Below are 23,474 nucleotides of genomic sequence, written 5' to 3'. Positions count from 1 at the left end.
TTGATGGCCGACTTGTTGGCCAACTCGACGTCCAGAAAAGGTCGTTGACCTCAGGGCACCGCCGGGCCGGTGATCAGCCGGCCCTTGGAGTCGTACGGCCAGACGTTGGGCACGCAGCCGCGCATGCCCTTGATCTGCTGCATCATCGCCGGGGCCGGCTTGCCCGCGCCGGGGCAGGTCACGTGGCCGTGGCCGAGGAAGTGGCCGACCTCGTGGTTGATGATCAGCGCCCGGTAGGCGTCCACGTCGTCGGCGTAGACCGGAGTCGCCAGCAGCCACCGCTTGAGGTTGACCACGACGTCCTTGCCCACGCTGCAGTTGACCTCGCCACCGGTGTCGAGCCCGTACCGGCCGCAGATCTCGTCCACCGTTCCCGGTGTGGCGAGCCGCACGACGAAGTCGGACGTACCGCTGGAGACGCGCCGGAACCCCGACCGGCCGTCGGCCGTCCAGCCGCGCGGGTCGGCGAGTACGCCCTCCACCTGCCGGGCGACGTCGGCGGCCGACTGCGTCAGACCGTCCTCGACGACGACCTCGTAGCGCAGCAGCCGGCTGCCCTTCCCCACGGTCCCGCTCCCACCACCGGCGGTGGTGAACGTGCCGGGACCCGACAGCGGGATGGACGGCGACGAGGACCGCGACGAGGAGGACGAGGAAGAGGGGGAAGAGGAAGAAGAGGAGGAGGGGGCGGGGTCCGTGGACGGGTCGCCCTTCTCGTTCGCCTCCGCGTCGGCCGTCCCACCGGACTTCCCGTCGGGACCGGCCGCCGTGTCGCCGCTCGGCTTCGCGGACCGCTCCGGCGTCGGCGGGGACGGCCGCGCGGCGATCGTGGATCCGTCGTCGGCGCCGGAGGCCAGGGGGCCCGTACCCTTCATGGCCAGCGCGACGACGAGGGACAGCAGGGATAACACGGCCAGCGCGGCCAGGCCTCCCAGCAGGGGTCCCTGCCTCTTTCGGCGGCGCCCGCCACCGGCGTGCGTGGGGCCTCCGACGCGGCGACGGGATCGAGAGGGCGATGCTGTCGCACGGCGAGCGATCTTGGTCATGGTCATCAAGACTGTGTACGAGATGTGATGGGTTCTGGCTCATCAGATAACGAAAACATAACGCCAGATCCCCGGCCGGCCTGTGTGATCGTCCCGTAACAGTTCCCGAGGCTGCCCGCGTCCGGGCCTCAAGTCCCTTGGCCCGTACGGATACTGAGCCCATGCCACGCGTCCTGCTCATCGAAGACGACCGCGCCGTACGGGAGGGCGTCCGGCTCGCACTGCGCCGTCAGGGACACGACGTCACCGCCGCCGGGACCGGTGAGGAGGGGCTTGACCTGCTGCGGTCGTTCCGGCCCGACGTCGTCGTCCTCGACCTGATGCTGCCCGGCCTCAGCGGTCTCGACGTGTGCCGCCGGATCCGCGCCGAGGACCAGGTGCCGGTCATCATGGCGACCGCCCGGGGCGACGACACGGACATCGTGGTCGGGCTCGAAGCCGGGGCGGACGACTACGTCGTGAAGCCGGTGCAGGCACGCGTACTGAACGCCCGTATCCGCGCGGTTCTGCGCAGAGTGGGCGGCCCGCCGGCCGACGGCGGCATACCGAAGATCGAGACGCACGGCGAGGACGGTGAACTGGCCATCGACCGGGCCGGGTTGACCGTCGCCCGGCAGGGCGTGCCGGTCCCCCTCGCCCCCTCCGAACTGCGGCTCCTGCTGACCCTCTCCGCCTCGCCCGGCCAGGTCTTCAGCCGGCAGCAGCTGCTGGAGGCGGTGTGGGAGCACAGCTACCACGGCGACTCACGGCTGGTGGACGCCTGCGTCAAGCGGCTGCGCACGAAGATGGGCGATCCCGCCGGGCAGCCGCGCTACATCCAGACCGTGCGCGGCTTCGGCTACCGGTTCCAGTCCCGGTGAGGACATCGCTGCCCGGTCTCGGCGGTCTCGATGGTTCCGGTGGTTCCGGTGGTCTCAAGGGCCTCCGTCTCCGTCGCCTGCCCGGCCTGCGCGGTCTCCGCGGCCGGCTGCTCGTGGCCTTCGTGCTCGTCGCCGCTGTCGCCACCCTGACCACGGGGGCCCTCACCTTCCGCGAGGCCCGCACCGGAGTGCTCCAGCAGAGCCAGGACACCGTGATCAAACGGCTGCGGGAACGCGTCAACACCCTCGCCCCCGAGGTCGACTTCCCCCCGGACCGGGCTGCCCTGGAGTGGATCGCCAACGAGGTGGCCCGCGCCGAACCGGGGCAGAGCTGGCGCGTCCTGGTCACCTATCGCGACCTGCGCGCCGCCTCCGCGCCACAGGACGGGTTCGACGAGCTGACGCCCGACATGCGGTCGGCCGTGCGCTCCAGCCGGGCCGCCGTCTTCCAGCGGGTCACGACGGACGGCCGCTCCTCGCTCGTCGTCGGCCTGCCGGTCACCTTCGGCACCGGTGACCGCACGGCCTCCGGGATCGCCGTCTTCCTGGCGGTCCCGCAGACCGGCGAACAGGGTTACGTCGACGCCCTGGTCACCGCCATCGGACGCGCCGTCATACCCGCGCTGGGCCTCGCCGTCCTGCTCGCCCTGCTGGCCGCCCGCGGTGTACTGCGGCCGGTACGGGAACTGCGGCGGGCCACCCGCCAGATCGCCGAGGGCCGCCTGGACACGCGGCTCGCCGTCGACGGCTCCGACGAACTCGCCGACCTGTCGCACACCTTCAACGAGACCGCCGCCGCGCTGGAGGAGTCCGTGGCCGAGCTGCGCCGCATGGAGGCCCGCGCCCGCCGCTTCGTCGCGGACGTGTCGCACGAGCTGCGCACCCCGCTGGCCGCGATGTCGGCGGTCACCGACGTCCTGGACGAGGACGTGAGCCGGCTCGAAGGGGACACCGCCACGGCCGTACGGCTCATCAGCGAGGAAACCGTGAAGCTGGCCCGCCTGGTGGACGACCTGATGGAGATCTCCCGCTTCGACGCGGGCGCGGCGGGCCTGCAACTCGACGACATCGACCTCGCCGAGTGCCTTCGGCGCACCCTCGCCTCCCGCGCCTGGCTGGACACGGTGGACACCCGGCTCCCGCCACCCGGCGAACTGCGCGGCCGGGTCGACCCGCGCCGCCTCGACGTGGTCGTCGCCAACCTGGTCGGCAACGCACTCCGGCACGGCGAACGCCCCGTACAACTGCGTCTGTACGGGGATTCGGGGGGCGCGGTCGCGGTCATCGAGGTGCTGGACAGCGGGCCGGGCATCCCCGCGGACGTCCTGCCGCACGTCTTCGACCGCTTCTACAAGTCGGACACCGCCCGGACGAGAACGGAGGGCAGCGGCCTCGGACTCTCGATCACGGCGGAGAACGTCCAGCTGCACGGCGGCACGATCCGGGCGGCGAACCGCGCACCGGGCGGCGGTGCCGTGTTCACGGTCGAGCTCCCGCTGCGACGGCCCGCCCATCAGCCCGCACAACGGCCTCCGCAGGGGGAGGAGCCATGAGAGGACCCGCCGCACACCGGTCGTTCCGGCGGCCCGCGCTGCTGTTCGCGACCGCCTTCCTGCTCTCCTCCTGCGGCATCCCCTCGACCGGGGTGGTGGAGGCCGGAGAGGGCGCCACCGGCATCCGGGCGAGCCGGGTCCTCTACTTCGTCAGGGCGGGCACGCTGATCGCCGTCCAACGCCCGACCTCCGACCCGATCGGTGTCGACAAGTCCGTGGTGATGCTGTTCGGGGGGCCGGAGGCCCGAGAGCGCGCCACGGGCGTGACCACCGAACTTCCGCCGGTGGCGGCCATTCCGATGGTACGGACGGACGGGGCGCGGGTGTCGGTCGAGCTGTCCCGGGACACCCGACCGCTGACCACGACGGCTGCCGCCCAAGTGATCTGCACGGCCGCCGCCGCCCTCCTCCTCGAAGCCCCGGACACCGACCCCGCGTCGACGAAGGTGACCGTGACGGCCCCCGGCGCCGCTTGGCGCACTGAGGGCTCCGCCGAGCGGTGCCCCGCAATCGCCGACATCGGCGCGTCCCAGAGGAGCCCCGCGAACCCGGAAGAGCTCCCGAGCCCTGCACCGTCCAGCACCTGAACGGGCGCCGGGACCGGGGCCGACTCGACCTGACCGGTTCGCCGCGCGCGGCCTTGGCCTTGCGCGCGGCGAACCGGGCGGGTGTCAGGGGCTTTCCTTGGCCGACTCGGGCGGGCTGCAGGTGTCGGCCGTGGGTCAGGTCACCCTTGAACTTGCTTGCTCGCTAGACCACCGGCGTCGGTTTCGACATCTGCTTGGACCAGGGCTCATCCCAGACGAAGGTATTGCCGCCGACGTCGCCGTGCGTCTGCCACACCTCTCCGCCCGTCGTCACCACCTTGATGAACGCGTCTTTGCCCTGAGCCTCGATGGCGATGGCACAGGCGTCGGCCGGGTAGTCGTCATTGTCGGGATCCGTACCGACGTCGTCCGGGTTGGTGAGGTCCTGCCAGACGATCGCTCCGCCGGGCACGCTCGCCTTGCCGGCGAACGCGTTCCCGCCGGTGAGGACAGCTTGGAAGTCCTCGGTGTTCGAAGGGCTGTAGGTGTCGATGTCGGAGCACGGGCCGGGGTCACCCTTGGGACCCTTGGGCCCCACAGGACCAGCGGGACCAACGGGCCCCGCCGGTCCAGGGTCGCCCTTGGGACCCTTGGGACCAGGAGGCCCCGTAGGCCCGACCTTGCACTTGTCGTGCCGCACGTCGACCGACGACTGCGCCTTGCCCTCCGGCCTCGGCTTGTTCGGGCCGGTCGGCTTCTTGCAGTCGTCCCCGGTGGACGGGCCCGAGGGACCCGCCACCGTGATGTCTGCGGTCGGCGCGACGGTGCGCGAGACGGCCACCGCCGGGTTCGCGATCCCCGCGAGGACGAGGGCGAGCGAGGCGACGGCCCCGCAGGTCAGCCATGCGCTCCGCGCGGGGAGCGGGCCGAGGGAGGACCGGGTCCTGGGCTCAGGACTCATACACTGCTCCTTTTGATCCGGATCTGGTGAGATCTAGTTAGATCAGGTGAGATCGGGTGACATGCCGGAAACACGTTCGAGCTTCCCTTGCCCACATCGGATCGCAGATGCAACGCCTTGAGGCTTTTCCAGTGTGATCAGCAGATCAGCCCACCCTCGATACCTCAATGGGTGCGTGCGCGACAGCGAATCGAATGGCGGCTGTCGGCGAGCCGCGCCACGCCGGAGGGGTCCGGTGCGTACGGTCTCCCGGTCCGAGTCGCCGGGAGTGGTGTTGCCGTGAAGCCGTCCATCTGCCTCTGCATGATCGTCAAGAACGAGGCGCGGGTCATCGAACGATGCCTCGCCTCCGTCCGCGACCTGATCGACACCTGGGTGATCTCCGACACCGGTTCGACCGACGGAACGCGGCACCTGGTCCGTACGGCGCTGGAAGGCATCCCGGGCGAGCTGCACGAGGACCCCTGGGTCGACTTCGGCCACAACCGGAGCCTGAACATCGGGCGGGCCCGCGGCAGGGCCGACTACCTGCTCCTGCTCGACGCCGACCTCGTACTCCGCCGGGAAGGACCACTGCCCCCGCTCACCGCCGACTCGTACATGCTGCGGCACGAGGGCGCGACCGAGTACCGCGTCAAACGCCTGGTCCGCGACGGTCTCCCCTGGCGCTACGAGGGCGTCACCCACGAGTACCTCACCGCCGACCGGGCCGACACCCCGGACACCCCGGGGATCTCTGATACCCAGGAGATCCAGGAGAACCTCGACGCCCTCGTCGTCGAGGACTTCGCCAACGGCGGCTCACGGCACGACAAGTTCGAGCGCGACGCCCGCCTCCTGACCGCCGAACTCGAACGCGACCCCGCCAACACCCGCACCGTCTTCTACCTGGCACAGACCATGCGCGACATGGGCGAGACCGCGGCGGCGATCGCCCTCTACGAACGCCGCGCCGCGATGGGCGGCTGGGCCGAGGAGGTCTACTACGCACTCCTCCAGGCAGGCGTCCTCCGCGCAGACGCAGACGCAGACGCCAACGCCGACGCCGACGACTGGCCCGCCGCCATGGACGCCCTCACCCGCGCCTGGGAATCCCGTCCGCAACGGCTGGAGGCCTGCTACGAACTGGCCTCACGGCTCCGCGTCCGGGGCCACCACCACACCGCGCACGCCATCGTCAGCGCGCGGCTCGGTCAGCAACCCCCGGACGACCTTCTCTTCGTCCAGCCGTGGGTGTACCGATGGGGTCTGCTGTTCGAGTTCTCCGTCACGGCCTACTGGGTGGGCGACCCGGCCGCCTCGCTCCGGGCCTGTGACCTGCTCCTCTCGATGCCGGACCTGCCCGGTGCGTACCGCCAACAGACCCTGAAGAACCGGGAGTTCGCGGAGCTGCGGCTCGCCGCCCGGCCGGATCCGGCCACCCCCGAGGGCCGCCGGGACCGTTCGGCCGAAGATCTGCAAGCAGCCTCGCAGACAGGCTGAGGCCTGCTACGGTCCCGCTTTACAGGCCCCGCCACTGGCATGTCCACGATTCATCCGTATGGTTTCGCCATGGCAGTCCCCCAGGTCATCCCGATCGCCTACGAGCCACACCACCGCACCGAGGCCATCGGCCGCTACGCGGATGGCCAGTTCCTGGCGTCGGTCACGTACGCCTTCCCCGAAGGTTTCCGTCCCGACGACGGCTGGGAAGAGCACAAACGCCTCTACACCGTGCTCCACACCTTCGACGCCGAGGGCTGGTACCGCGAGTCGGAGATCTGGTGCGCGGGCACCTGGGCCGAGCAACAGCGCGCCCCGGAGGGCCGGGACTCGGTACTCTCCCGGGCCCAGGCCCACCTCGCGACCCTGCTGCGGAGCCTCCCCCGGCGCTCCTACACGGACATCGCGATCCGGCCTTTCCAGCTCACCTTCGACGGCGTGCTGTTCGGCCTGCTGACCGGCGAGGACGAGGGCGAGGCCTGGGCCGAGCTCTACCCGGACCGCCTCGGCTTCGGCCCGCCCTGGGACGGCCTGTACGACACCTGAGCCCACGGCACCTGAGTTCACGGCCGGGCAGCCGGCGTCACCCCAGCTGCGCCTTCACGTGGTCGATGACCTCGTTGAACTCCTTCGTCGGCGAGAAGTCGATGTAGTCGCAGTCCTCAAGCGCCTCCGGAACGTGACCGGGGGGCCAGTAGAAGGCCTGCCCTGCCTCGTAGACCTCGTCGCCCGACTTCGTACGCATCTTCAGCCGGCCCTTGAACAGGTATCCCCAGTGGGGGCACTGGCACTGGTCGTCGTGCAGGCCCTTCACCGCCGGCGTCATGTCCGTGCCCTTGGGAAGGTGCGCGAAGGCGACGCTCATGTCTCCGCCGACCTCCTGCGCGCGCAGCTCTACTCCGTTGCCCTCGATGGCCACGGGGGTGTCGCTCCGAGTGGTAGCCGTCATGATTCCTCCAGGACCGGATCATTGCGGGGGTCTCTGGAATCTCCGCGTCTCTCCCTCCAGTCTCCCCCCGACCACCGACCCGCGCGACGGCTGCCACCTGCCCCGTACCCCCCGTACCCCGGTACCCCGCTTACCTCCGGCCGCCGCCGAAGCCTCCCTCCGGGGCCTCGCCCGCCGTCACCGTGGCGATCTCCTCGGCCGAGCCGATCTTGCCCGATGCGGCCAGACCGCCGGTGCTCGTGCCCGAGGCGGAGCCGCCGGAGCTGATCCGGTACTCCTCGCCGCTCTTGACGGCGGAGGAGGAGTAGACGACGTTCTGGACCGGCCTCGACGTGACGAAGGTGGCCAGGACCTCGCCGTCGGAGTCCGTGACGTGGAGGGTCGTACCCGCGGCGACCGCCGAGTCGGGGGTCGCGGAGAGCCAGCCCTGCTCGGACTCGGTGTCGGGCGCGACCGCCATGCCCGCGCTGCCGGCGGCCAGCAGGGTGCCGCCGCTGACGGTGAAGGTGCCGTTGACGTCGAGGGCACCGTTACCGGCCTGCTCAGGCCCGTTGACGACGACCGTGCCGCCGCTGATATCGGCGGTGCCGTTGGAGTCGAGGCCGTCGCCGTCGGAGGTGATCACGAGCGTGCCGCCGGTGACGGTCAGCTTGAAGTCGCCGACATCCTCACCACCGCCTCCGCCGCCGCCTCCACCGAAGCCGCCCCCACCGGAAGTGCTCGTACCGCCGGCCGCGTTGACCCCGTCGTCGCTCGAACGGATCTCCACCGAGCCGCCGTTCACCGAGATGTCGGCGCCCTCGACTCCCTCGACCGCCGACGTGATCTTCAACGACCCCTTGTCGACGGTGAGATCGCCCTCGGCGTGAGCCCCGTCGTCACCGCTCGCGACCGTCACCTTCGCCCCGTTGACGTGGACCGCGCCGTCACTGTGGACCGCGTCGTCGGAGGAGTCGACCGAGACGGTGCCGCCCTCAAGGACGTTGATCACGCCCGCCTTCAGCCCCTTCGTGGACACGTCGTCCGACGGCTGCGTACCGCTCCCGCCGCCGCTCTCCACACTCACCGTGCCACCAGTGACCACCACGTCGGTCGCCGCGTCGACGCCGTCGCCCCCGGCGGTCACCTTCACCGTCCCGGCACCGACCGCGACGTAACCGGAGTCCGCGTCCTCGGAGTTGTCGGCCTTGAGCCCGTCGCCCCCGGCCGTGACGGTGATCTTCCCGCCCTCCACGATCAGGTAGTCCTTGCCGCGGATGCCGTCGTCGGCGGCGTCGACGGTGACCGTGCCGGAGGCGATGACCAGGCCGTCCGTGCTCGCGATGCCGTCGTTGCCGTTGCCGTGCACGGTGAGCTTCCCGCCGCCCGTGACCGTCAGGTCGGCGGCACTGTGGAGCGCGGCGTTCGCCTCGGCGTCGTCGGCGTACGAGTCGGCGTCGCTGAGGGTGTTCGCGCTCCCGTCGGCGAGGACGACCACGGCCTCATCCGCCTCGGTGACGTCGATCGCCGCACCGGAGGAGCTGGAGATCTCGGCCCCGTCGAGCACCAACTGCACATCGTCCTCAGGCGCGTTGACCACGACCTGACCGTCGGAGAGGGTGCCGCTGATCCGGTACGTGCCGCCGGCGGTGACGGTCACCGTGGAGCCCTTCACCGTCACCCCACCGGCATCGCCACCGCCACCCCCTTCGACGGACGCGGAGTCGCCGTCCAGCTCGATCGCGACGGCGTCGGACTCGTCCCAGTCGCCGTCGGAGGCCTTCGCGTGCGAGTTCTTGTTGTCGGCGAGCACGGCGGCGGCGTTCTGACCACCGTCCGCGGCGGCCGCCGACCCGCTCCCGCCCGAACTCGCCGACGAGGACCCGGAGTCGGAGTCCGACTCGCTCCCCGACTCCGACGAACACCCGGCCAGCGCCGCGGTCGCGAGCACCACCGAGGCGAGGGCGCCGGCCGCCTTCGTACGAAACCTTCGTGCACTTCTCATGAGGGGCTCCCGTCGAGGGCGGTCGGAAAGTGGCGCCGCAGTACGGGCAGCCAGCGGTTGGCGGGCAGGTCGGGGCGCAGGGCGGCAAGCCCGGTGCCGTACTTCGAGACGGGACAGGGCCGGTGCTTCAGCGACCAGAGCAGCCGGTCGGCGCCCGAGCCCGCCCGGCCCGCCTTCGTCTCGACGATGGTCCGGTCCGGGGTCCGCAGGGCGGCCTTCCCGTCGGGCAGGACCCACGTCAGGCCGGTGTCGACGGTCACCCGGCTCCCGGTGGCCGGGAGGAAGAGCGTGGTCCGCCGGTAGTACGTGGTCAGCGCGGGCACGAACCGGAAGCGGGCGGAGTCGATCCCGGCCTCGCCGAGCACGGCGTCGACATAGGCCCGCGCCTCGGGCCCGAGCCGCCGGATGCCCCCCCCGTACGAACCCGCCCGCGCGGTCCCGTATGAGGTGCATGAGGTGTACGAGGTCCCGTGCGGGATCTCGTACGGGACGCGCTGCTTGACCGTGGTGCCGCGCGGCCCCCGGGTCTTGATCTCCAGGAAGTGCTGCCCGGAGTCGAGATACGTACGGATCCGGAGCTTGAACCTGCGCCGCCGGCTCCGGGCGGCGCCCAGGTACCCGTCCAGCTCCGGGGTGTCGAAGTAGACGGACCGGTACCCGAACTCCCTCGCCCCGTCGGCCTCCAGGACCCTCGTGTCCTCGTCGAGGCCGCCCAGTACGAAGGGCAGGTCGGCCACCGGCAGCATGTACTTGCGGTCCAGCCGGGTCAGCAGCGAGGCCTGCGCGACGAGTTCGTCGAGCCCGATCGGCCGCAGCGTGCCCACCACCGGCCGGACGGCGTCGAGGGCTGTCACGCCCGGATTCCCTGTTCGGCGGCGGTACGGGAGCCGGTCCCGCCGGCCCGCTCGGGCGTGAGCGTGGACCTGGGCCTGGACTCGGGCGTCCCGGAGGCGGGGCCGACGACGACGTACCGGACCTCGACGTGTGTCGTGTCGTTGACGAGGTCGATCGCCTTGACCGACAGGTTCACCACCCGCCCGCCCAGCAGCACTTCGAGGTGCGCGCGCAGGGCCTCCTCGTCCGTGTGCGCGGAGTCCAGGCGCAGCTCCCGCTGCCGGTGGCGCGAGTACAGCCGGGGATGGTCCGCGACGAAGAGCGTGACCACGACGAGCGCCATCAGCGCGACGTGCAGGACGCCGACGGACTCGGAGAGCCCGGCCAGCAGACCGAGGGCCAGCGCCGAGAAGTAGTACGCGATCTCCTGGTGCGCGATCTCGTACGACCGCAGCCTGATGATCGACAGGACGCCGAAGAGGCCCATCCCCAGGCCGATTCCGACCGACGTGGAGCCGAGGATCATCGCCACGGCGAGCACACCGACGTTCACGCCGAGGAAGGCGGCGACCAGGTCCCGGCGGTGATGACGCGGGAAGTAGATCCCGAAGGTCAGTACGGCGATGGCGACCAGATCGGCGACCACAAGAAGCAACCGGTCCATGTCAGCTGTCTCCCTCGGATCTGCCGTCGTAGCCCGCGGTAGCGGTTATTGGGCTCATGACAACGACGATCGAGGGTCTTCCTGTGAGGCTCCTTTGCCTTTCCTTAACGAAGCTTGAAAAGTACAGCAACCGAAGCTGAGCCGACGCCGAGATGAACGCACACGGCGTCCGCCCTCCCTCCCGACCGGCGGCCGGTCGGTCGGGAGGGAGGACAGAGGGACGGACGGTAACGCTAGGAGAGGACTCCGGCGCCGGTTGTCGATGCCAGGGACGTCGGCAGGTTTGCCGCTGAGGGCTGGAGGCGGGCCGTCAGGGTCGGCTTCCAGTTCGCCGTCGTCTTCAGCTTCTTCGAGTTGGCCGTGTTGTACGCGGTTACGAGGTTGGTGGCCTTGCCGTTCACCAGGTTTCCGGTGCCCGCTATCGCGCCTGTGCCGTCGCCGCTCAGGAGCTTCGCGATCTTCTGGCCGGCCGGGACCTTCCAGTAGTTGCGCTCGGCGATGACCTGCGCCTTGGCACGCGAGTTGATGCTGTAGGAGTGCGCGTAGCCGTTGACGGTCGTCGTGTCGTAGTAGTTGTTGTAGAGGTGGATCTGGCCGATGCGGGCCAGCGGGGCGCGCTGGGAGATTCCCTTCCACACGTTGTGGTGGATGGAGACGCGGAGCTTGCCGACGCTGTCGGTGTCGCTGCTGCCGATCAGCATCGTCTTGTCGTGGTTGGTGAACCTGTTCCGCTCGACGGTCACCAGGTCCGAGCCGTTGGTGATGTCGAGGGCGCCGTCGTGCCGCTGGTACTTGCGGCCGAAGTATGTCTTGGCGGCACTGTCGTAGTTCGGTCCGTCGCTGAACGTGTTGTGATCGACCCACACATGGGTCGCCCCGCGCAGGGTGACGGAGTCGTACTCCGAGTTCCAGTTGCCGGTGTCGCCGTCGTCCGGGTCCCAGGCCGGGAAGCAGTCCCTCGTGTTGGTGAGGGAGAGGTTGCGGATGATGACGTTGTCGACGTTCTTCACCTGCAGGCTGCCGCCGGTGATCCCGGCCTTCGTACCCGGTACGCCCACGATGGTCGTGTTGGCCGGCACCGTGAAGACGATGTTCTTCTTCTGCTTCGCCTGGGCGGCGGCGCGCGCCTTCTCCTGCGAGCCCGAGGGCGCCTTCAGGTAGGCCGCCAGCGAGTAACCGGTGCCGGAGGAGTAGTCGGCGCAGGTCAACGCCTTGCCCGCGGCGTTCGTGTTTGCGTTGATCTTGCCCTTTACCTTGATGATCTTCGGCGCGGAGTTGGTGGCGGCGCCGAGTGCCTTCACCAGCTGGGCCCGGGTGGAGACGGTGTAGACGCGCGCGGTGGAGGCCTTCGAGCCACCGGTCGTACCGGAGCCGGAGGCCGCCCAGCCGTCCTTGGCGGGCAGCGTCTGACGGGCCAGTTCTACGGCACCCGCGTTCGCGTTCATCACGAAGGGGACAGCGCCGAGACCGGCGGCCGCGACGGCACCGACGGAGAGCAGGGCGGTGCGCCGCCGACGGAGGGACCGGCGGTGGGAGGGGGGTGCCGCGGGGGATGCCACGAATGAGTTCCTTACGTGGTTCTTGTGGGACACGTGTGCTGTGTGAAGCTCCGCCGGACGTGGATGGAGCTTCTGACTCATCTGTGGCTGCCGTGGCCGGAAAGGTTGCCGCGCGTTTTCGGCCAACTCGGCGGGTGGAATTGGCCGTTGCCCGTCCTGGCGGGAGGGGGCTCGACACTCGACATCGGCACCGAACCGACGACAATCCCTAGGTGTGCGGCGCCGGCGCACGGCGGAGGAGGCGCGACATGACCGGGTGGACAACGGCGGACGTACCCGATCAGCACGGGCGCACGGTGATCGTCACCGGCGCGAACAGCGGACTCGGCGTAGCGGCGACCCGCGTGCTGGCCGTGGCGGGCGCAAAGGTGATCATGGCGTGCCGCGACCAGGACAGGGCGCGGTCGGCGGCCGCCACGGTCGACGGGGACACCGAGGTACGCCGGCTCGACCTGGCGGACCTGTCCTCGGTACGGGCCTTCGCCGACGGCCTCGACGGTGACGCCGAAGTCGACGTGCTGATCAACAACGCCGGGGTCATGGCGGTGCCGAAGGGCACGACGGCGGACGGCTTCGAGCGGCACATCGGCACCAATCACCTCGGGCCGTTCGCGCTGACCGGCCTGCTGATCGACCGCGTGCGCGACCGCGTCGTCACCGTCACCAGCGGCCTGCACCGGCTCGGCCGAATCCGCGGCGACCTGAACAACGACCTGAACTGGGAGCACCGCCGCTACCAGCGCTGGCCGGCCTACGCGCAGTCCAAGCTGGCCAACCTGCTGTTCGCCTACGAGCTCGAACGGCGGCTGTCCGCGGCGGATCGGCGGACGATTTCCGTGGCGGCCCACCCCGGCGTCGCCGCCACCGAGGGAATGCGCCGGGACACCTCCCTCCAGGGCAAGCTCCTGGCCGGCGGACCCGCACAGAGCCCCGAGATGGGCGCGCTGCCCATCCTGTACGCCGCCACGGCGCCCGGCGTCGCGGGCGGCACCTGCGTCGGCCCGGACGGATTCGCGCAGCGCAACGGCTACCCGACCCTGGTCCGCTCAAGCCGCGCCTCACGAGACACCGGGTCCGCGGCGCGGCTGTGGGCGCGATCGGAAGACCTCACCGGCGTCCGCTACGCCATCGGGCCGGTCTGACGGACGGTGTCGATGGTGTTACGGGCGGCCTGCCCGTATCCGGTACAGGAGGGCGGCGAGGCCGTGGGGGCTACGGGGAGTACAAGTAGGTAGTATCAATCTACGTAGAATGAATCTACCCAATACCCCTCGCCCGGGAGGACCCCGTGCCCACCCCTTTCGTCGGCCGCCACGCCGAGCTGGCCCTCCTCCGCAAACGCCTCGACCGCGTCACCGCCGGCGGCGCCGGGGCCGCCCTGGCCATAAGGGGGCGGAGGCAGGTCGGGAAGTCTCGGCTCGTGCAGGAGTTCTGCGACCGGGCCCAGCGGCCGTACGTCTTCTTCAGCGCCACCAAGGGCGCCTCCCCAGTGGAAGGGATCGCGGATTTCATGGCGGAGCTGAGGGAGTCCTCGTTGCCCGCCGACCCGGAGCTTGTGCCGAAAGAGGCCCCCACGAACTGGCCGGACGCGTTCCGGGCACTGGCCGCCGTGCTGCCCGCGTCGCCCAGCGTCGTCGTACTCGACGAACTGCCGTGGCTCGCCGAGCAGGACCCCGTGTTCGACGGGGCGCTCCAGACGGCCTGGGACCGGCTGCTGGCCACTCGGCCGGTGCTGCTCCTGCTCCTCGGCAGCGATCTGCACATGATGGAGCGGTTCACCGCGTACGACCGGCCCTTCTACGGGCGGGCCGACAGCCTGGTCCTCGGCCCGCTCAACCCGGCCGAGACCGGGGACGCGCTGGGACTGGAAGCCGCGGACGCCGTCGATGCGCACCTTGTCTCCGGTGGGTTGCCGGGCATTCTCCGCGCCTGGCCGCACGGCACCCCGGCGCTCGACTTCGTCGAGGCCGAGTGCGCCGACCCCGCCTCACCGCTCTTCGGTGTTCCGGAGGCGGCCCTCATGGCCGAGTTCCCGGCGCCCGACCAGTCCCGTCGGGTCCTGGAGGCGGTGGGCAGCGGAGACCGTACACATGCCAACATCGCGGCGACGGCAGGCAGCCAGAGTGGGGCGCTGCCGTCGGGGATACTGTCCCCTCTGCTGCGACGGCTCACCGACGAGAAGCGGGTCCTCGCCTCCGACACTCCACTGTCCACCAGCCCGGGCAAGCCGACCCTCTACCGCCTCGCCGACAGCAACCTGCGCTTCTACCTCGCCGCGATGCGCTCCGCGCAGGAACTGTCGAGGCGCGGTCGCCCCGAGGCCGCGTACCGGCTGGTCCAGCGGCGGTGGACCACCTGGCGTGGGCGGGCCGTCGAGCCGCTGATCCGGGAGGCGCTGGAACTGGCCGCCGCCTCCGGTGACTTCCCCTGGCCCGACACGGAGGTGGTCGGCGGCTGGTGGAACCGCCGGTTCTCCCCGGAGATCGACCTCATCGGCGCCGACCGCGCACCCGTCGCGGGCACGCTCTTCTTCGTCGGCTCCGCGAAGTGGCTGGCCTCGCCGTTCGACCAGCACGACCTGACTGCCCTCCAGAAGGGCGCCACGCAGGTTCCCGGCTTCGCCTCGGGCGCCACGGGTCTGGCGGTGGTGTCGCTGTCCGGGACAACAGGGCAGGTGACCGATGGCGGAGTCGAGTTGGTGTGGGGTGCGCGGGACGTGGTCGCCGCCTGGCGTTCGTGAGGTGAGCGGGGGCGAGACCTCGACCTCGCGAGTCCTGCCGTCGCCCCGGGCCCGGCAGGCGCCGTCACGCCTCGCCCGTCGTCGGCACCCGGCCCTTGGCCAGTGCCGGGCGGCCGGAGCCGGTCTCGGCGTCCGTGTCATCGCCAGTGCCGCCGGCGCCGCCCGTGCTCCTGCGGATCAGGCCCACCCCGAGCACCGCGAGTACGGACGCAGCGGAGAGGGTGTAAAGGCCGCCGTTCGTACTCCCCGTCGTGTCCTTGAGGTAGCCGAAGAGGGTGGGCGAGACGAAACCGCCCAGGTTTCCGATGGAGTTGACCACGGCAAGACCCGGCGCGGCGACCTTGAAGTCGAGGCCGGACTGCGCCATCGGCCAGAACAGGGTGGCCGCGCACTTCCCGCCGACCGCGGCGAGCGTGATCGCGGCGAGCCCGAACCAGGGTGAGCCCAGGGTGGCCAGGAAGGTGCCCGTCGCCGACAGGACCAGGGCGATCGCGAGGTACGGGCGGCGGTCCGGGGAGCCGTCGGTGAAGTGGCTGACCGTGTACATCGCGATGACGGCACAGATCCACGGGACGGCCGTGAGCAGTCCGACCTGGAAGGACGAGAGCCCGCCGATGTCGTCGACCAGACTCGGCAGCCAGAACGTGATCGCGTATCCGGTGAGGGCCATCGCGAAGAAGACGGCGGTCAGTACGGCGACCTGGGGATGGAGGATCAACTTGATCCGCGACACCTTGGGGGCCCGGCTGCGGGCCTCCTCGTCACGGGCGACCGCCGCGCTCAGCGCGTCCTTCTCCTCCCGCGTGAGCCAGCGGGCGTCCTCGATGCGGGAGACGAGGAAGAACCCGGCGACGATCCCGACGACGATGGAGAAGACGCCCTCCAGCGCGAACATCCAGCGCCAGCCGGCGAATCCGCCCGCGCCGTGCAGTTCGAGCAGCGCTCCGGTGATCGGGCCGGTCACGATGTACGCCGTCGCCGAGCCGCCGAGGAAGATCGCGCTCGCCCGGCCACGGCTGGAGTCGGGCAGCCACTGGGTGAAGTAGAGGAGCACGCCGGGGAAGAAGCCGGCCTCCGCGACGCCGAGCAGGAAGCGCAGGACGTAGAAGGTCATGACGTTGTGGATGAAGCACATCGCCACGATCACCAGGCCCCAGGTGATCATGATCCGGGTCAGCCACACCCGGGCACCGAACCGCTCCATGAGCATGTTGCTCGGCACCTCGAACAGGGCGTACCCGATGAAGAACAGGCCCGCGCCGAGCCCGTAGGCGGTGGCGCTCACTCCGACGTCGGCCCGCAGTTCGTCCTGGACGAAGCCCACGTTCGTCCGGTCCATCTGGTTGACCAGCAGCATCAGGACCAGGATCGGCAGCATGCGGCGCAGGAACTTGCCGACCGCACGACTCTCGGCGTCGGGCTCGGCGGGTACGCCGGGCACACCGGGTATCACGACTTCTGACATCGTTGTCTCCCCTAGTCGCACATATACGTGAACAGCAATCACGTAGGTGGGAACTTGGGGAAACTAACGGAGGCGTTCGTTCCGGGTCAATGGGTTGTTCCAAGAATCAAGCATGTGAACAAACATGGAGGTGAACAGCAGGAACGGGCCCAGAATCGCGACATTTCCGGGCCCGTTCCTACACACATGTACGACCGTCATCAGCCGGCCGTACGACCAGCAGCCGTACGGTGGTCAGCCGCCCGTACCGTCCTGTGTCGCGTCCGGGTCGACGCCCATCGTGATGGAGCCGACGACGCCCTTCGCTATGTCGTTCTTCTTGTACGTGAGCTTGAGGAGGCCGCCGGCCGTGCCGGACTGGTCGTAGATGCCGTCCTCGGTGAGCGTGGTGCGTTCGGTGGTGTTCGTGGAGTACGGCTCGACCTCGGCGGAGGCGAGGACGGACTCCTCGTCGAAGAAGAACTGGCCGGTGTGGCAGGCGTGCCCGCCCTCGTAACCGGCGTCGGTCCACTCGCCGTCCACGTGCACCTTGGTGTGGATGTGGACGCAGCGGCCCCGGTACCAGCCCGGGAAGATCGTCTTGAAGGTGACGAGGCCGTTCCTGTCCGTCCTCCACGTGCCGCGGAGGTACCGCTCGTCGTCGGTCGGCTCCTCGTGGACGCCACCGCCGCCACCGCCGCCGCCCGCGGGCGGAGATCCGGTCGGCGTACCGGACGGGACGTCGGTGGGCGTGCCACTGGGCGGCGTGCCGGCACCGCCATCACCGCCGCCGGTGGAAGCGTCCTCGTAGCCGGAGTAGATGCCCAGCGCGTCACAGTGCCAGATGTCGACGGCGGCGTTCTTGACCGGCTTGCAGGTCTCGTTGTCGATCACCTTGAGCCGGAGGGTCAGCGCGATGCCCTCCTTGTCCTCGGTGATGTCCCGGCGGAGCTTGTCGGCGTCGATGTAGTACGGACCCTCGGTGGTCTCCGAGGTGAGCTTGTAGCAGGCCTCCGAGGACGTGGAGGAGGTGGAGGCTGCGGGCGAGGCGGTCGGCGACGCGCTTCTGGTCGACTGGCCCGCGTTCGCGTTCGCGGCGATCGCACCGCCCACGCCCACCGCGGCCACCGCCGCGCCGCCTGCCAGGACGACCTTCCGTCGCGTCACGTCCCGCTTGTGTTTCGGCCCTTGGGTTGTTTGGTTTCCCGTCATGGGCAGCGAAGTTAGGCAGGCAAGCTGTCAACAACATGGGTGCGCACTGTGGCTTCCCGGACTTTCCCCCGTACACATGAAAGTGGCTCGGAACCGACGCCGGTTCCGAGCCACCCTGAGGCGATTAGCGACTACTTCGGCTGCGGCTTGCGCACCGAGATGTTCAGCTCGCGCAGCCGCGTCTCCTCCAGCTCCGTCGGCGCGCCCATCATCAGGTCCTGGGCGTTGCCGTTGAGCGGGAAGGCGATCGTCTCGCGGATGTTGGGCTCGTCGGCGAGGAGCATGACGATGCGGTCGACGCCGGGGGCGATGCCGCCGTGCGGCGGGGCGCCGAAGCGGAGGGCCCGGAGCATGCCCGCGAACTCGCGCTCGACGGTCTCCTCCTCGTAGCCCGCGATGCCGAAGGCCTTGAGCATGATGTCGGGCTCGTGGTTACGGATCGCGCCGGAGGACAGTTCCGTGCCGTTGCAGACGATGTCGTACTGCCAGGCCAGGATGTCCAGCGGGTCCTGGGTGTCCAGGGCCTCCATGCCGCCCTGGGGCATCGAGAACGGGTTGTGCGAGAAGTCGATCTTGCCGGTCTCCTCGTCCTTCTCGAACATCGGGAAGTCGACGATCCAGCAGAAGCGGAAGACGTTCTCCTCGAAGTGACCTGCACGCTTGGCGGCCTCGACCCGCACCGCGCCCATGATCTTCGAGACCTCGTCGAACTCGCCCGCGCCGAAGAACACCGCGTGACCGGCGGCGAGGGAAAGCCGCTTCGTCAGCTCGGCGACGTTCTCCTCGGTCAGGAACTTCGCGATCGGGCCGGTCAGCGAGCCGTCCTCGGTCACCCGCACCCAGGCCAGGCCCTTCGCGCCCTGCGAGACCGCGTAGTCCCCGAGCTGGTCGAAGAACTTCCGGGGCTGCGACGACACGTCCGGCACCGGCAGCGCCCGTACGTGCTTGCCCGCGAAGGCCTTGAACTCCGAGCCCTCGAAGATGTCGGTGATGTCGACGAGCTCCAGCTGGGCCCGCAGGTCCGGCTTGTCGGAGCCGTACTTCAGCATCGACTCGCGGAACGGGATGCGCGGGAAGGGCGACGTGACCTCGCGGCCGTTGCCGAACTCCGTGAACAGCTCCGTCATCAGCTTCTCGATGGGCCGGAAGACGTCCTCCTGCTCGACGAAGGACATCTCCACGTCGAGCTGGTAGAACTCGCCCGGCGACCGGTCCGCGCGCGCGTCCTCGTCACGGAAACAGGGCGCGATCTGGAAGTAGCGGTCGAAGCCGGAGATCATCAGCAGCTGCTTGAACTGCTGCGGGGCCTGGGGGAGGGCGTAGAACTTGCCCGGGTTCAGGCGGGACGGCACCACGAAGTCACGCGCGCCCTCGGGGGAGGTGGCGGTGAGGATCGGGGTCGCCATCTCGTTGAAGCCCAGCGCCGTCATCTTGTGGCGGATGGCCGAGATGATCGCCGTACGCAGCATGATGTTGCGGTGCATGCGCTCGCGGCGCAGGTCCAGGAAGCGGTACTCCAGACGCCGCTCCTCGTTGACCCCGTCCTCGGCATTGATCGTGAACGGGAGCGGGGCGGCCGCGCCGAGCAGCTCGACCTCGCTCACCTCGACCTCGATCTCGCCGGAGGGCAGGTCCGGGTTCACGTTCTCCGTGCCACGCGAGACGACCTTGCCGTCGACGCGGACCGTGGACTCCTTGGAGACCTTGTCCAGGGCGTCGTACGCGGGCGTGCCGGGGCGGGCGACGAGCTGCGTGATGCCGTAGTGATCGCGCAGATCGATGAAGAGGATGCCGCCCAGGTCTCGGCGATTGTGCAGCCAGCCACTCAGCCGGACGTCGCTTTCGACGTCAGAGGCGCGGAGCTCGCCGCAGGTGTGGGACCTGTACCGATGCATCGTCGTTCATCCAGTCTTCGCGGATCGGGGGATGTTTCACGTGAAACACAGCAAGCCTACCGGCCGTCCCAAGATCACTGCCCGCAATAGCTCTGGCACCCGGTGCTCCTCAGTGCTCACCCACGTCCCACCTGGCTCGGTGGCACCCTTCGATCACCTCTCCCTACAGTGGGTCAATGCACACCGGTGATCCCCTTCCCTCCGTAGGGGACGTCCTCGCCACGCTCGCCACGGGTTTGTGGAGGTGGGAAGACGGCGCTGGGAAGGTCACCCTCGACGCCGAGGCCTCCCGGCTCCTCGGCCTGCCCGCAGAGCCGACCGTGCTCACCGAGGCAGGCGCGCGCGCCCGTTTTCACCCCGTCGACTGGAACGAGGTCAACGGGGTCGTGCAACTCGCCGCCGCCGAGGGCACGCTCGCCGAGCTCCGGCTGCGGGTCATGGACGAGCAGGGCCGCGTGATCCGTACCGTACGCAGCCGCTCCAAGTCGTCGATCGACCGGCACACCGGCGCGTACGAGCTGATCGGCACCCTCCAGGAGGTCACCGAGCCGCCGCCGGGCACCGCCGCGCGCACGCCCGTCACGGGCGACTGGCGCCGCTCGCGCGAGGCGTTCCTGCTGGACGCGGGGCGCGCGCTGGCCGAGGCGCGGTCCACGGAGGAGGTGCTGCGGGTCGCGGCCGGCCTGTCGATGCCGGGCTTCTCGCCGGACGGGCTCGCGGTGTTCGGCGCGGAGGGCGACCGGCTGACGGTCATCGGCCACCACGGGCAGCAGCCGGAGGACGAGCGCCCGTTCCTGCACATGCCGCTGGAGACCGACTATCCGGCCGCCGAGGTGGTCCGCACCGGCCGGGCCGTCTACCTCTCCTCGCCGGAGGCCTACAAATCGCGCTACCCCGCCTCCTGGCCGCTCGCCCAGCACTTCGGCCGCCAGTCCTGGGCGTTCCTGCCGCTCACGGTCGCGGGCCGCACGATGGGCGCGTGGATGGCGGCCTTCACGTACCCGGTCACCTTCACGCCCGACGAGCGCTCGGTGCTGACGACGGTGGCGCGGATGCTGGCGCAGGCGCTGTCCCGGGCCGGCGTCGCCGAGTCCGAACGGGAGCTCACGGACGGCCTCCAGCGCTCGATGCTGCCCACCCTGGGACCGCAGATCCCGGGGATGAGCGTCGCGGCCCGGTACGTCCCGACGGGCGGCGGGCTCCAGGTGGGCGGCGACTGGTACGACATGATCCCGCTGCCCGGGGGCACCTCCCGGACGAACTCCGGTGGCGGCCGCTTCGCCCTGGTCATCGGCGACGTCCAGGGCCATGACGTGCGCGCCGCCGGGCTGATGGGCCAGCTCCGGATAGCGCTGCGGGCGTACGCCTCCGAGGGCCACCGCCCGGACGCGGTCCTCTCGCGCGCCTCACGCTTCCTGTACGGGATCACGTACGACGAGGAGATGACGGACCTGCGCTTCGCGACCTGCCTGTACGTGGAGGTCGATCCGGAGAACGGCGTCCTGGAGATAGCCCGGGCCGGGCATCCGGACCCGGCGATACGCATGGCCGACGGGACCGTGCTGACACGGCCTACCGCGGGCGGGCTGCCGCTCGGCATAGACCCGGACGCCGACTATCCGACGACGCGGCTCCTCCTGGAGCCGGGCGAGACCATGCTGATCTGCACGGACGGGCTCATCGAGACCGGCGGGCACGACCTGGACACCGGCTGGCGCCGCATACGCCAGATCCTGGAGAGCCACGACGGCGACCTGGAGTCCCTCGCCGACGCACTGGTCCAGGCCGTACTCGGGCCCTCCTCGCACCACACGACCGGGCCGCTGGTGGACCGCCGCGAGGACGACATAGCGGTGCTGCTGCTCTGCCGGGAGGGGGAGGGATGCGGCTGCGCCGACAGCGTGACCGTACGGCCTTCCGTGCGCCGCACCATGCTGACCGTCGCGCAGGCCGAGCCCGAGCGGGTCGCGGGAGCCCGGCAGCAGATGCGCGAACTCCTCCACGACTGGGCCTCCGCCGACCAGGTCGACTCGGCGGTACTGCTGGTCTCCGAGATGGTCACGAACGTGCTCGTCCACACGGACGGGGACGCGTTGCTCGTAGCCGAAATGACCGGTGGGACGGGTGCGGCGAGTGGAGCGGGTGGAGCGGGTGAGCCGGGTTCCCATGCTTCCCGTCGGCTGCGGGTCGAGGTGACGGACCGGAGCGACGACCTGCCCCACAAGCGGCACCCCGGTGAACTGGCGTCCTCGGGGCGGGGACTGATGCTGATGGACCTGCTCGCGGACGCGTGGGGCGTGGACCCCCGGGGCGAGGGCAAGAGCATCTGGTTCGAGCTCTACGAGTCCGCGGCCGGCGAGATATCCGCCGGGGGATCCGAGGGGGAGCCCGCCGGGGGATCCTCGGGGGAACCTGCCGGGCTGTAACGGGTCCGCAGCTCGGCGAGCACGCCGAACACGGCCGCCGTGAGGGGTACGGCGAGGAGCATGCCGAGGATTCCCGCCACCGAGGCGCCCGCGGTGATCGACAGCAGGACGACCGCGGGGTGCATCTGGACCGTGCGGCTCTGGACCATCGGCTGGAGCACGTTGCCCTCCAGGACCTGGACCGCGAGGACGACGCCGAGCGCCCACAGCCCGATGGCGAGGCCCCGGTCGGCGAAGGCGACCAGGATGGCCACCGCGCCGGAGATGAAGGCGCCGAGGTAGGGGATGTACGCGCCGACGAAGACGAGCGCGCCGAGGCCGACCGCGCCGGGCACCTGCAGGATCAGCAGGCCCACGGTGATGCAGACGGCGTCGATCAGCGCGATGACCGTCGTCCCGCGCATGAAGCCCTCCACGCCCGCGTAGGCGCGCCGGGCCATGGCTTCGACGAGGTCGGCGCTGCCCGGCGTGGTGAACCCGCGCAGGGCGCCGACCGCGCGGTGGGAGTCCCGGAGGAAGAAGAAGACGAGGAACAGCGCCAGCACCGCCATCGTGATCCACTCGGTGACGACGCTGATCCCGCTGAGCACCCCGGACGCCGCGCTGCCGCCGAACTTGCCCAGCAGCTCCCGGCCGTTGTCGACCAGGTCCTCCAGCGAGGTGCCCGCCGTGCCGAAGCGTTCGTTGAGCGAGGTGGCGGCGTCCTTGAGCGAGGCGACGATCTGGTCACCGGTGTCGATGAGCGCGGTGACGACGATGTACGCCGCTCCGCCGACGACCGCCAGCACGGCCAGGCAGGTCAGGCCCGCCGCGAGGGAGCGGTTGACCTTCGCCCTGACCAGGCGCTGGTGGACCGGGCCGAGCAGCGCGGTGCCGAGCAGCGCGAGGAGGACCGGGATGACGGCCGTCCTGATCTCGATGGCCAGCCGTATCCCGACGGACACCACGGCGATGACCAGCAGGACGACGACACACCAGGCGGCCAGCCGCCGGACGGGTTCGGGGAGGAGAGGGCGCAGGGCCTGCACGCTGCCAGCCGTTCGTGAGGCGGCCGGACCGTCCCATGGGAACAGCCTCAACCGGACAAGGAGCGCCGAAGACGCGTGGGCCGCCCGACGTCGCCGAAGATGCCGGACCGGCCGCCGCCGAGACTGCGCAGATCTTACAACCCGCCCCCACGGCATTCCCGTGAACGGCCGGGACGATACGGGTCCCTGCGGGGCCTGTGCGGGGCTGGGTAGGGCTGGGGGCGAGGCTGGGCGGGGCTTGATGGGGGTCTTGCGGGGCTTGATGGAGGCGGGTGGTTGGCCTGCCATCGCTCCCCGCGGGCGGCGGGCG

At 70.3% G+C, this 23,474-nt stretch carries 19 protein-coding genes; 8 read left to right on the top strand and 11 right to left on the bottom strand.

Annotated elements, in window-relative coordinates; genetic code table 11:
- Nucleotides 1–50: 50 nt before the first annotated feature.
- Nucleotides 51–911: a DUF3152 domain-containing protein gene (locus AB0I18_RS33785; protein ID WP_363109475.1), complete on the bottom strand. Its 861-nt coding sequence runs from the start codon at nt 909–911 to the stop codon at nt 51–53.
- A gap of 296 nt (nt 912–1,207) precedes the next feature.
- Between AB0I18_RS33785 and AB0I18_RS33780 the strand changes: the two genes are divergently transcribed.
- The 3 genes from AB0I18_RS33780 to AB0I18_RS33770 all read left to right on the top strand — a co-directional run bounded on the left by AB0I18_RS33780 (nt 1,208) and on the right by AB0I18_RS33770 (nt 4,046).
- Entirely contained in the window at nt 1,208–1,906 is a 699-nt protein-coding gene (locus tag AB0I18_RS33780; protein WP_363109474.1) for a response regulator transcription factor, read from the top strand.
- 77 nt (nt 1,907–1,983) lie between these two features.
- The gene (locus AB0I18_RS33775) at nt 1,984–3,459 is read left to right on the top strand and encodes a HAMP domain-containing sensor histidine kinase (protein ID WP_363109485.1); all 1,476 of its coding nucleotides are present in this window, start codon (nt 1,984–1,986) and stop codon (nt 3,457–3,459) included.
- Nucleotides 3,456–4,046, top strand: a complete 591-nt coding sequence (locus AB0I18_RS33770; RefSeq protein ID WP_363109473.1) for a hypothetical protein — start codon at nt 3,456–3,458, stop codon at nt 4,044–4,046. The genes AB0I18_RS33775 and AB0I18_RS33770 overlap by 4 nt, the downstream gene beginning before the upstream one ends.
- A gap of 163 nt (nt 4,047–4,209) precedes the next feature.
- On the opposite strand, the gene AB0I18_RS33765 is transcribed toward AB0I18_RS33770, so the two are convergent.
- Entirely contained in the window at nt 4,210–4,947 is a 738-nt protein-coding gene (locus AB0I18_RS33765; RefSeq protein WP_363109472.1) for a hypothetical protein, read from the bottom strand.
- A gap of 279 nt (nt 4,948–5,226) precedes the next feature.
- On the opposite strand from AB0I18_RS33765, the gene AB0I18_RS33760 reads away from it, so the two are divergent.
- Nucleotides 5,227–6,429, top strand: coding sequence for a glycosyltransferase (locus AB0I18_RS33760; protein WP_363109471.1), 1,203 nt, complete (start codon nt 5,227–5,229; stop codon nt 6,427–6,429).
- 69 nt (nt 6,430–6,498) lie between these two features.
- Nucleotides 6,499–6,975 carry a hypothetical protein gene (locus AB0I18_RS33755; protein WP_363109470.1) on the top strand — a complete coding sequence of 159 codons (477 nt, stop codon included), beginning with the start codon at nt 6,499–6,501 and terminating at the stop codon, nt 6,973–6,975.
- Nucleotides 6,976–7,012: 37 nt separating this feature from the next.
- Here the strand turns inward: AB0I18_RS33755 and AB0I18_RS33750 are convergent, their stop codons facing one another.
- From AB0I18_RS33750 to AB0I18_RS33730, 5 genes are all read right to left on the bottom strand, one after another.
- Nucleotides 7,013–7,378 (bottom strand): hypothetical protein, encoded by a 366-nt coding sequence (locus AB0I18_RS33750; protein WP_363109469.1) that lies wholly within the window; start codon nt 7,376–7,378, stop codon nt 7,013–7,015.
- 130 nt (nt 7,379–7,508) lie between these two features.
- A complete protein-coding gene (locus AB0I18_RS33745; protein WP_363109468.1) occupies nt 7,509–9,362 on the bottom strand; it encodes a carbohydrate-binding domain-containing protein in 1,854 nt (617 codons plus the stop codon).
- Complete coding sequence (locus tag AB0I18_RS33740; RefSeq protein WP_363109467.1) at nt 9,359–10,216, bottom strand: VTC domain-containing protein; 858 nt, start codon at nt 10,214–10,216, stop codon at nt 9,359–9,361. The genes AB0I18_RS33745 and AB0I18_RS33740 overlap by 4 nt, the downstream gene beginning before the upstream one ends.
- Nucleotides 10,213–10,860: a DUF4956 domain-containing protein gene (locus AB0I18_RS33735; RefSeq protein WP_363109466.1), complete on the bottom strand. Its 648-nt coding sequence runs from the start codon at nt 10,858–10,860 to the stop codon at nt 10,213–10,215. Before AB0I18_RS33735 ends, AB0I18_RS33740 begins: the two co-directional genes overlap by 4 nt.
- Before the next feature lie 233 nt (nt 10,861–11,093).
- Complete coding sequence (locus AB0I18_RS33730) at nt 11,094–12,419, bottom strand: polysaccharide lyase family 1 protein (protein WP_363109465.1); 1,326 nt, start codon at nt 12,417–12,419, stop codon at nt 11,094–11,096.
- A gap of 248 nt (nt 12,420–12,667) precedes the next feature.
- Between AB0I18_RS33730 and AB0I18_RS33725 the strand changes: the two genes are divergently transcribed.
- Both AB0I18_RS33725 and AB0I18_RS33720 read left to right on the top strand, forming a co-directional pair.
- A complete protein-coding gene (locus tag AB0I18_RS33725; protein ID WP_363109464.1) occupies nt 12,668–13,561 on the top strand; it encodes an oxidoreductase in 894 nt (297 codons plus the stop codon).
- Between the two features lie 146 nt (nt 13,562–13,707).
- A complete protein-coding gene (locus tag AB0I18_RS33720; protein ID WP_363109463.1) occupies nt 13,708–15,159 on the top strand; it encodes an ATP-binding protein in 1,452 nt (483 codons plus the stop codon).
- A 64-nt stretch (nt 15,160–15,223) separates the two neighbouring features.
- On the opposite strand, the gene AB0I18_RS33715 is transcribed toward AB0I18_RS33720, so the two are convergent.
- The 3 genes from AB0I18_RS33715 to aspS form a co-directional block, all read right to left on the bottom strand.
- Nucleotides 15,224–16,624, bottom strand: a complete 1,401-nt coding sequence (locus AB0I18_RS33715) for an MFS transporter (RefSeq protein ID WP_363109462.1) — start codon at nt 16,622–16,624, stop codon at nt 15,224–15,226.
- A gap of 234 nt (nt 16,625–16,858) precedes the next feature.
- Nucleotides 16,859–17,815, bottom strand: a complete 957-nt coding sequence (locus AB0I18_RS33710) for an intradiol ring-cleavage dioxygenase (RefSeq protein WP_363109461.1) — start codon at nt 17,813–17,815, stop codon at nt 16,859–16,861.
- Between the two features lie 131 nt (nt 17,816–17,946).
- Nucleotides 17,947–19,710 (bottom strand): aspartate--tRNA ligase, encoded by a 1,764-nt coding sequence (aspS, locus tag AB0I18_RS33705; protein WP_363109460.1) that lies wholly within the window; start codon nt 19,708–19,710, stop codon nt 17,947–17,949.
- Between the two features lie 176 nt (nt 19,711–19,886).
- On the opposite strand from aspS, the gene AB0I18_RS33700 reads away from it, so the two are divergent.
- Nucleotides 19,887–22,136, top strand: a complete 2,250-nt coding sequence (locus AB0I18_RS33700) for a SpoIIE family protein phosphatase (RefSeq protein WP_363109459.1) — start codon at nt 19,887–19,889, stop codon at nt 22,134–22,136.
- Here AB0I18_RS33700 and AB0I18_RS33695 read toward each other — a convergent pair.
- The gene (locus AB0I18_RS33695) at nt 22,049–23,164 is read right to left on the bottom strand and encodes an AI-2E family transporter (RefSeq protein ID WP_363109458.1); all 1,116 of its coding nucleotides are present in this window, start codon (nt 23,162–23,164) and stop codon (nt 22,049–22,051) included. The two genes, AB0I18_RS33700 and AB0I18_RS33695, sit on opposite strands and share 88 nt — an antisense overlap.
- Between the last annotated feature and the right edge of the window lie 310 nt (nt 23,165–23,474).

The sequence above is a fragment of the Streptomyces sp. NPDC050704 genome (assembly GCF_040654355.1).
Classification (GTDB): domain Bacteria; phylum Actinomycetota; class Actinomycetes; order Streptomycetales; family Streptomycetaceae; genus Streptomyces.
Note: the sequence above shows the minus strand (reverse complement) of the source record. Positions and strands in the feature narration are given on the sequence as shown.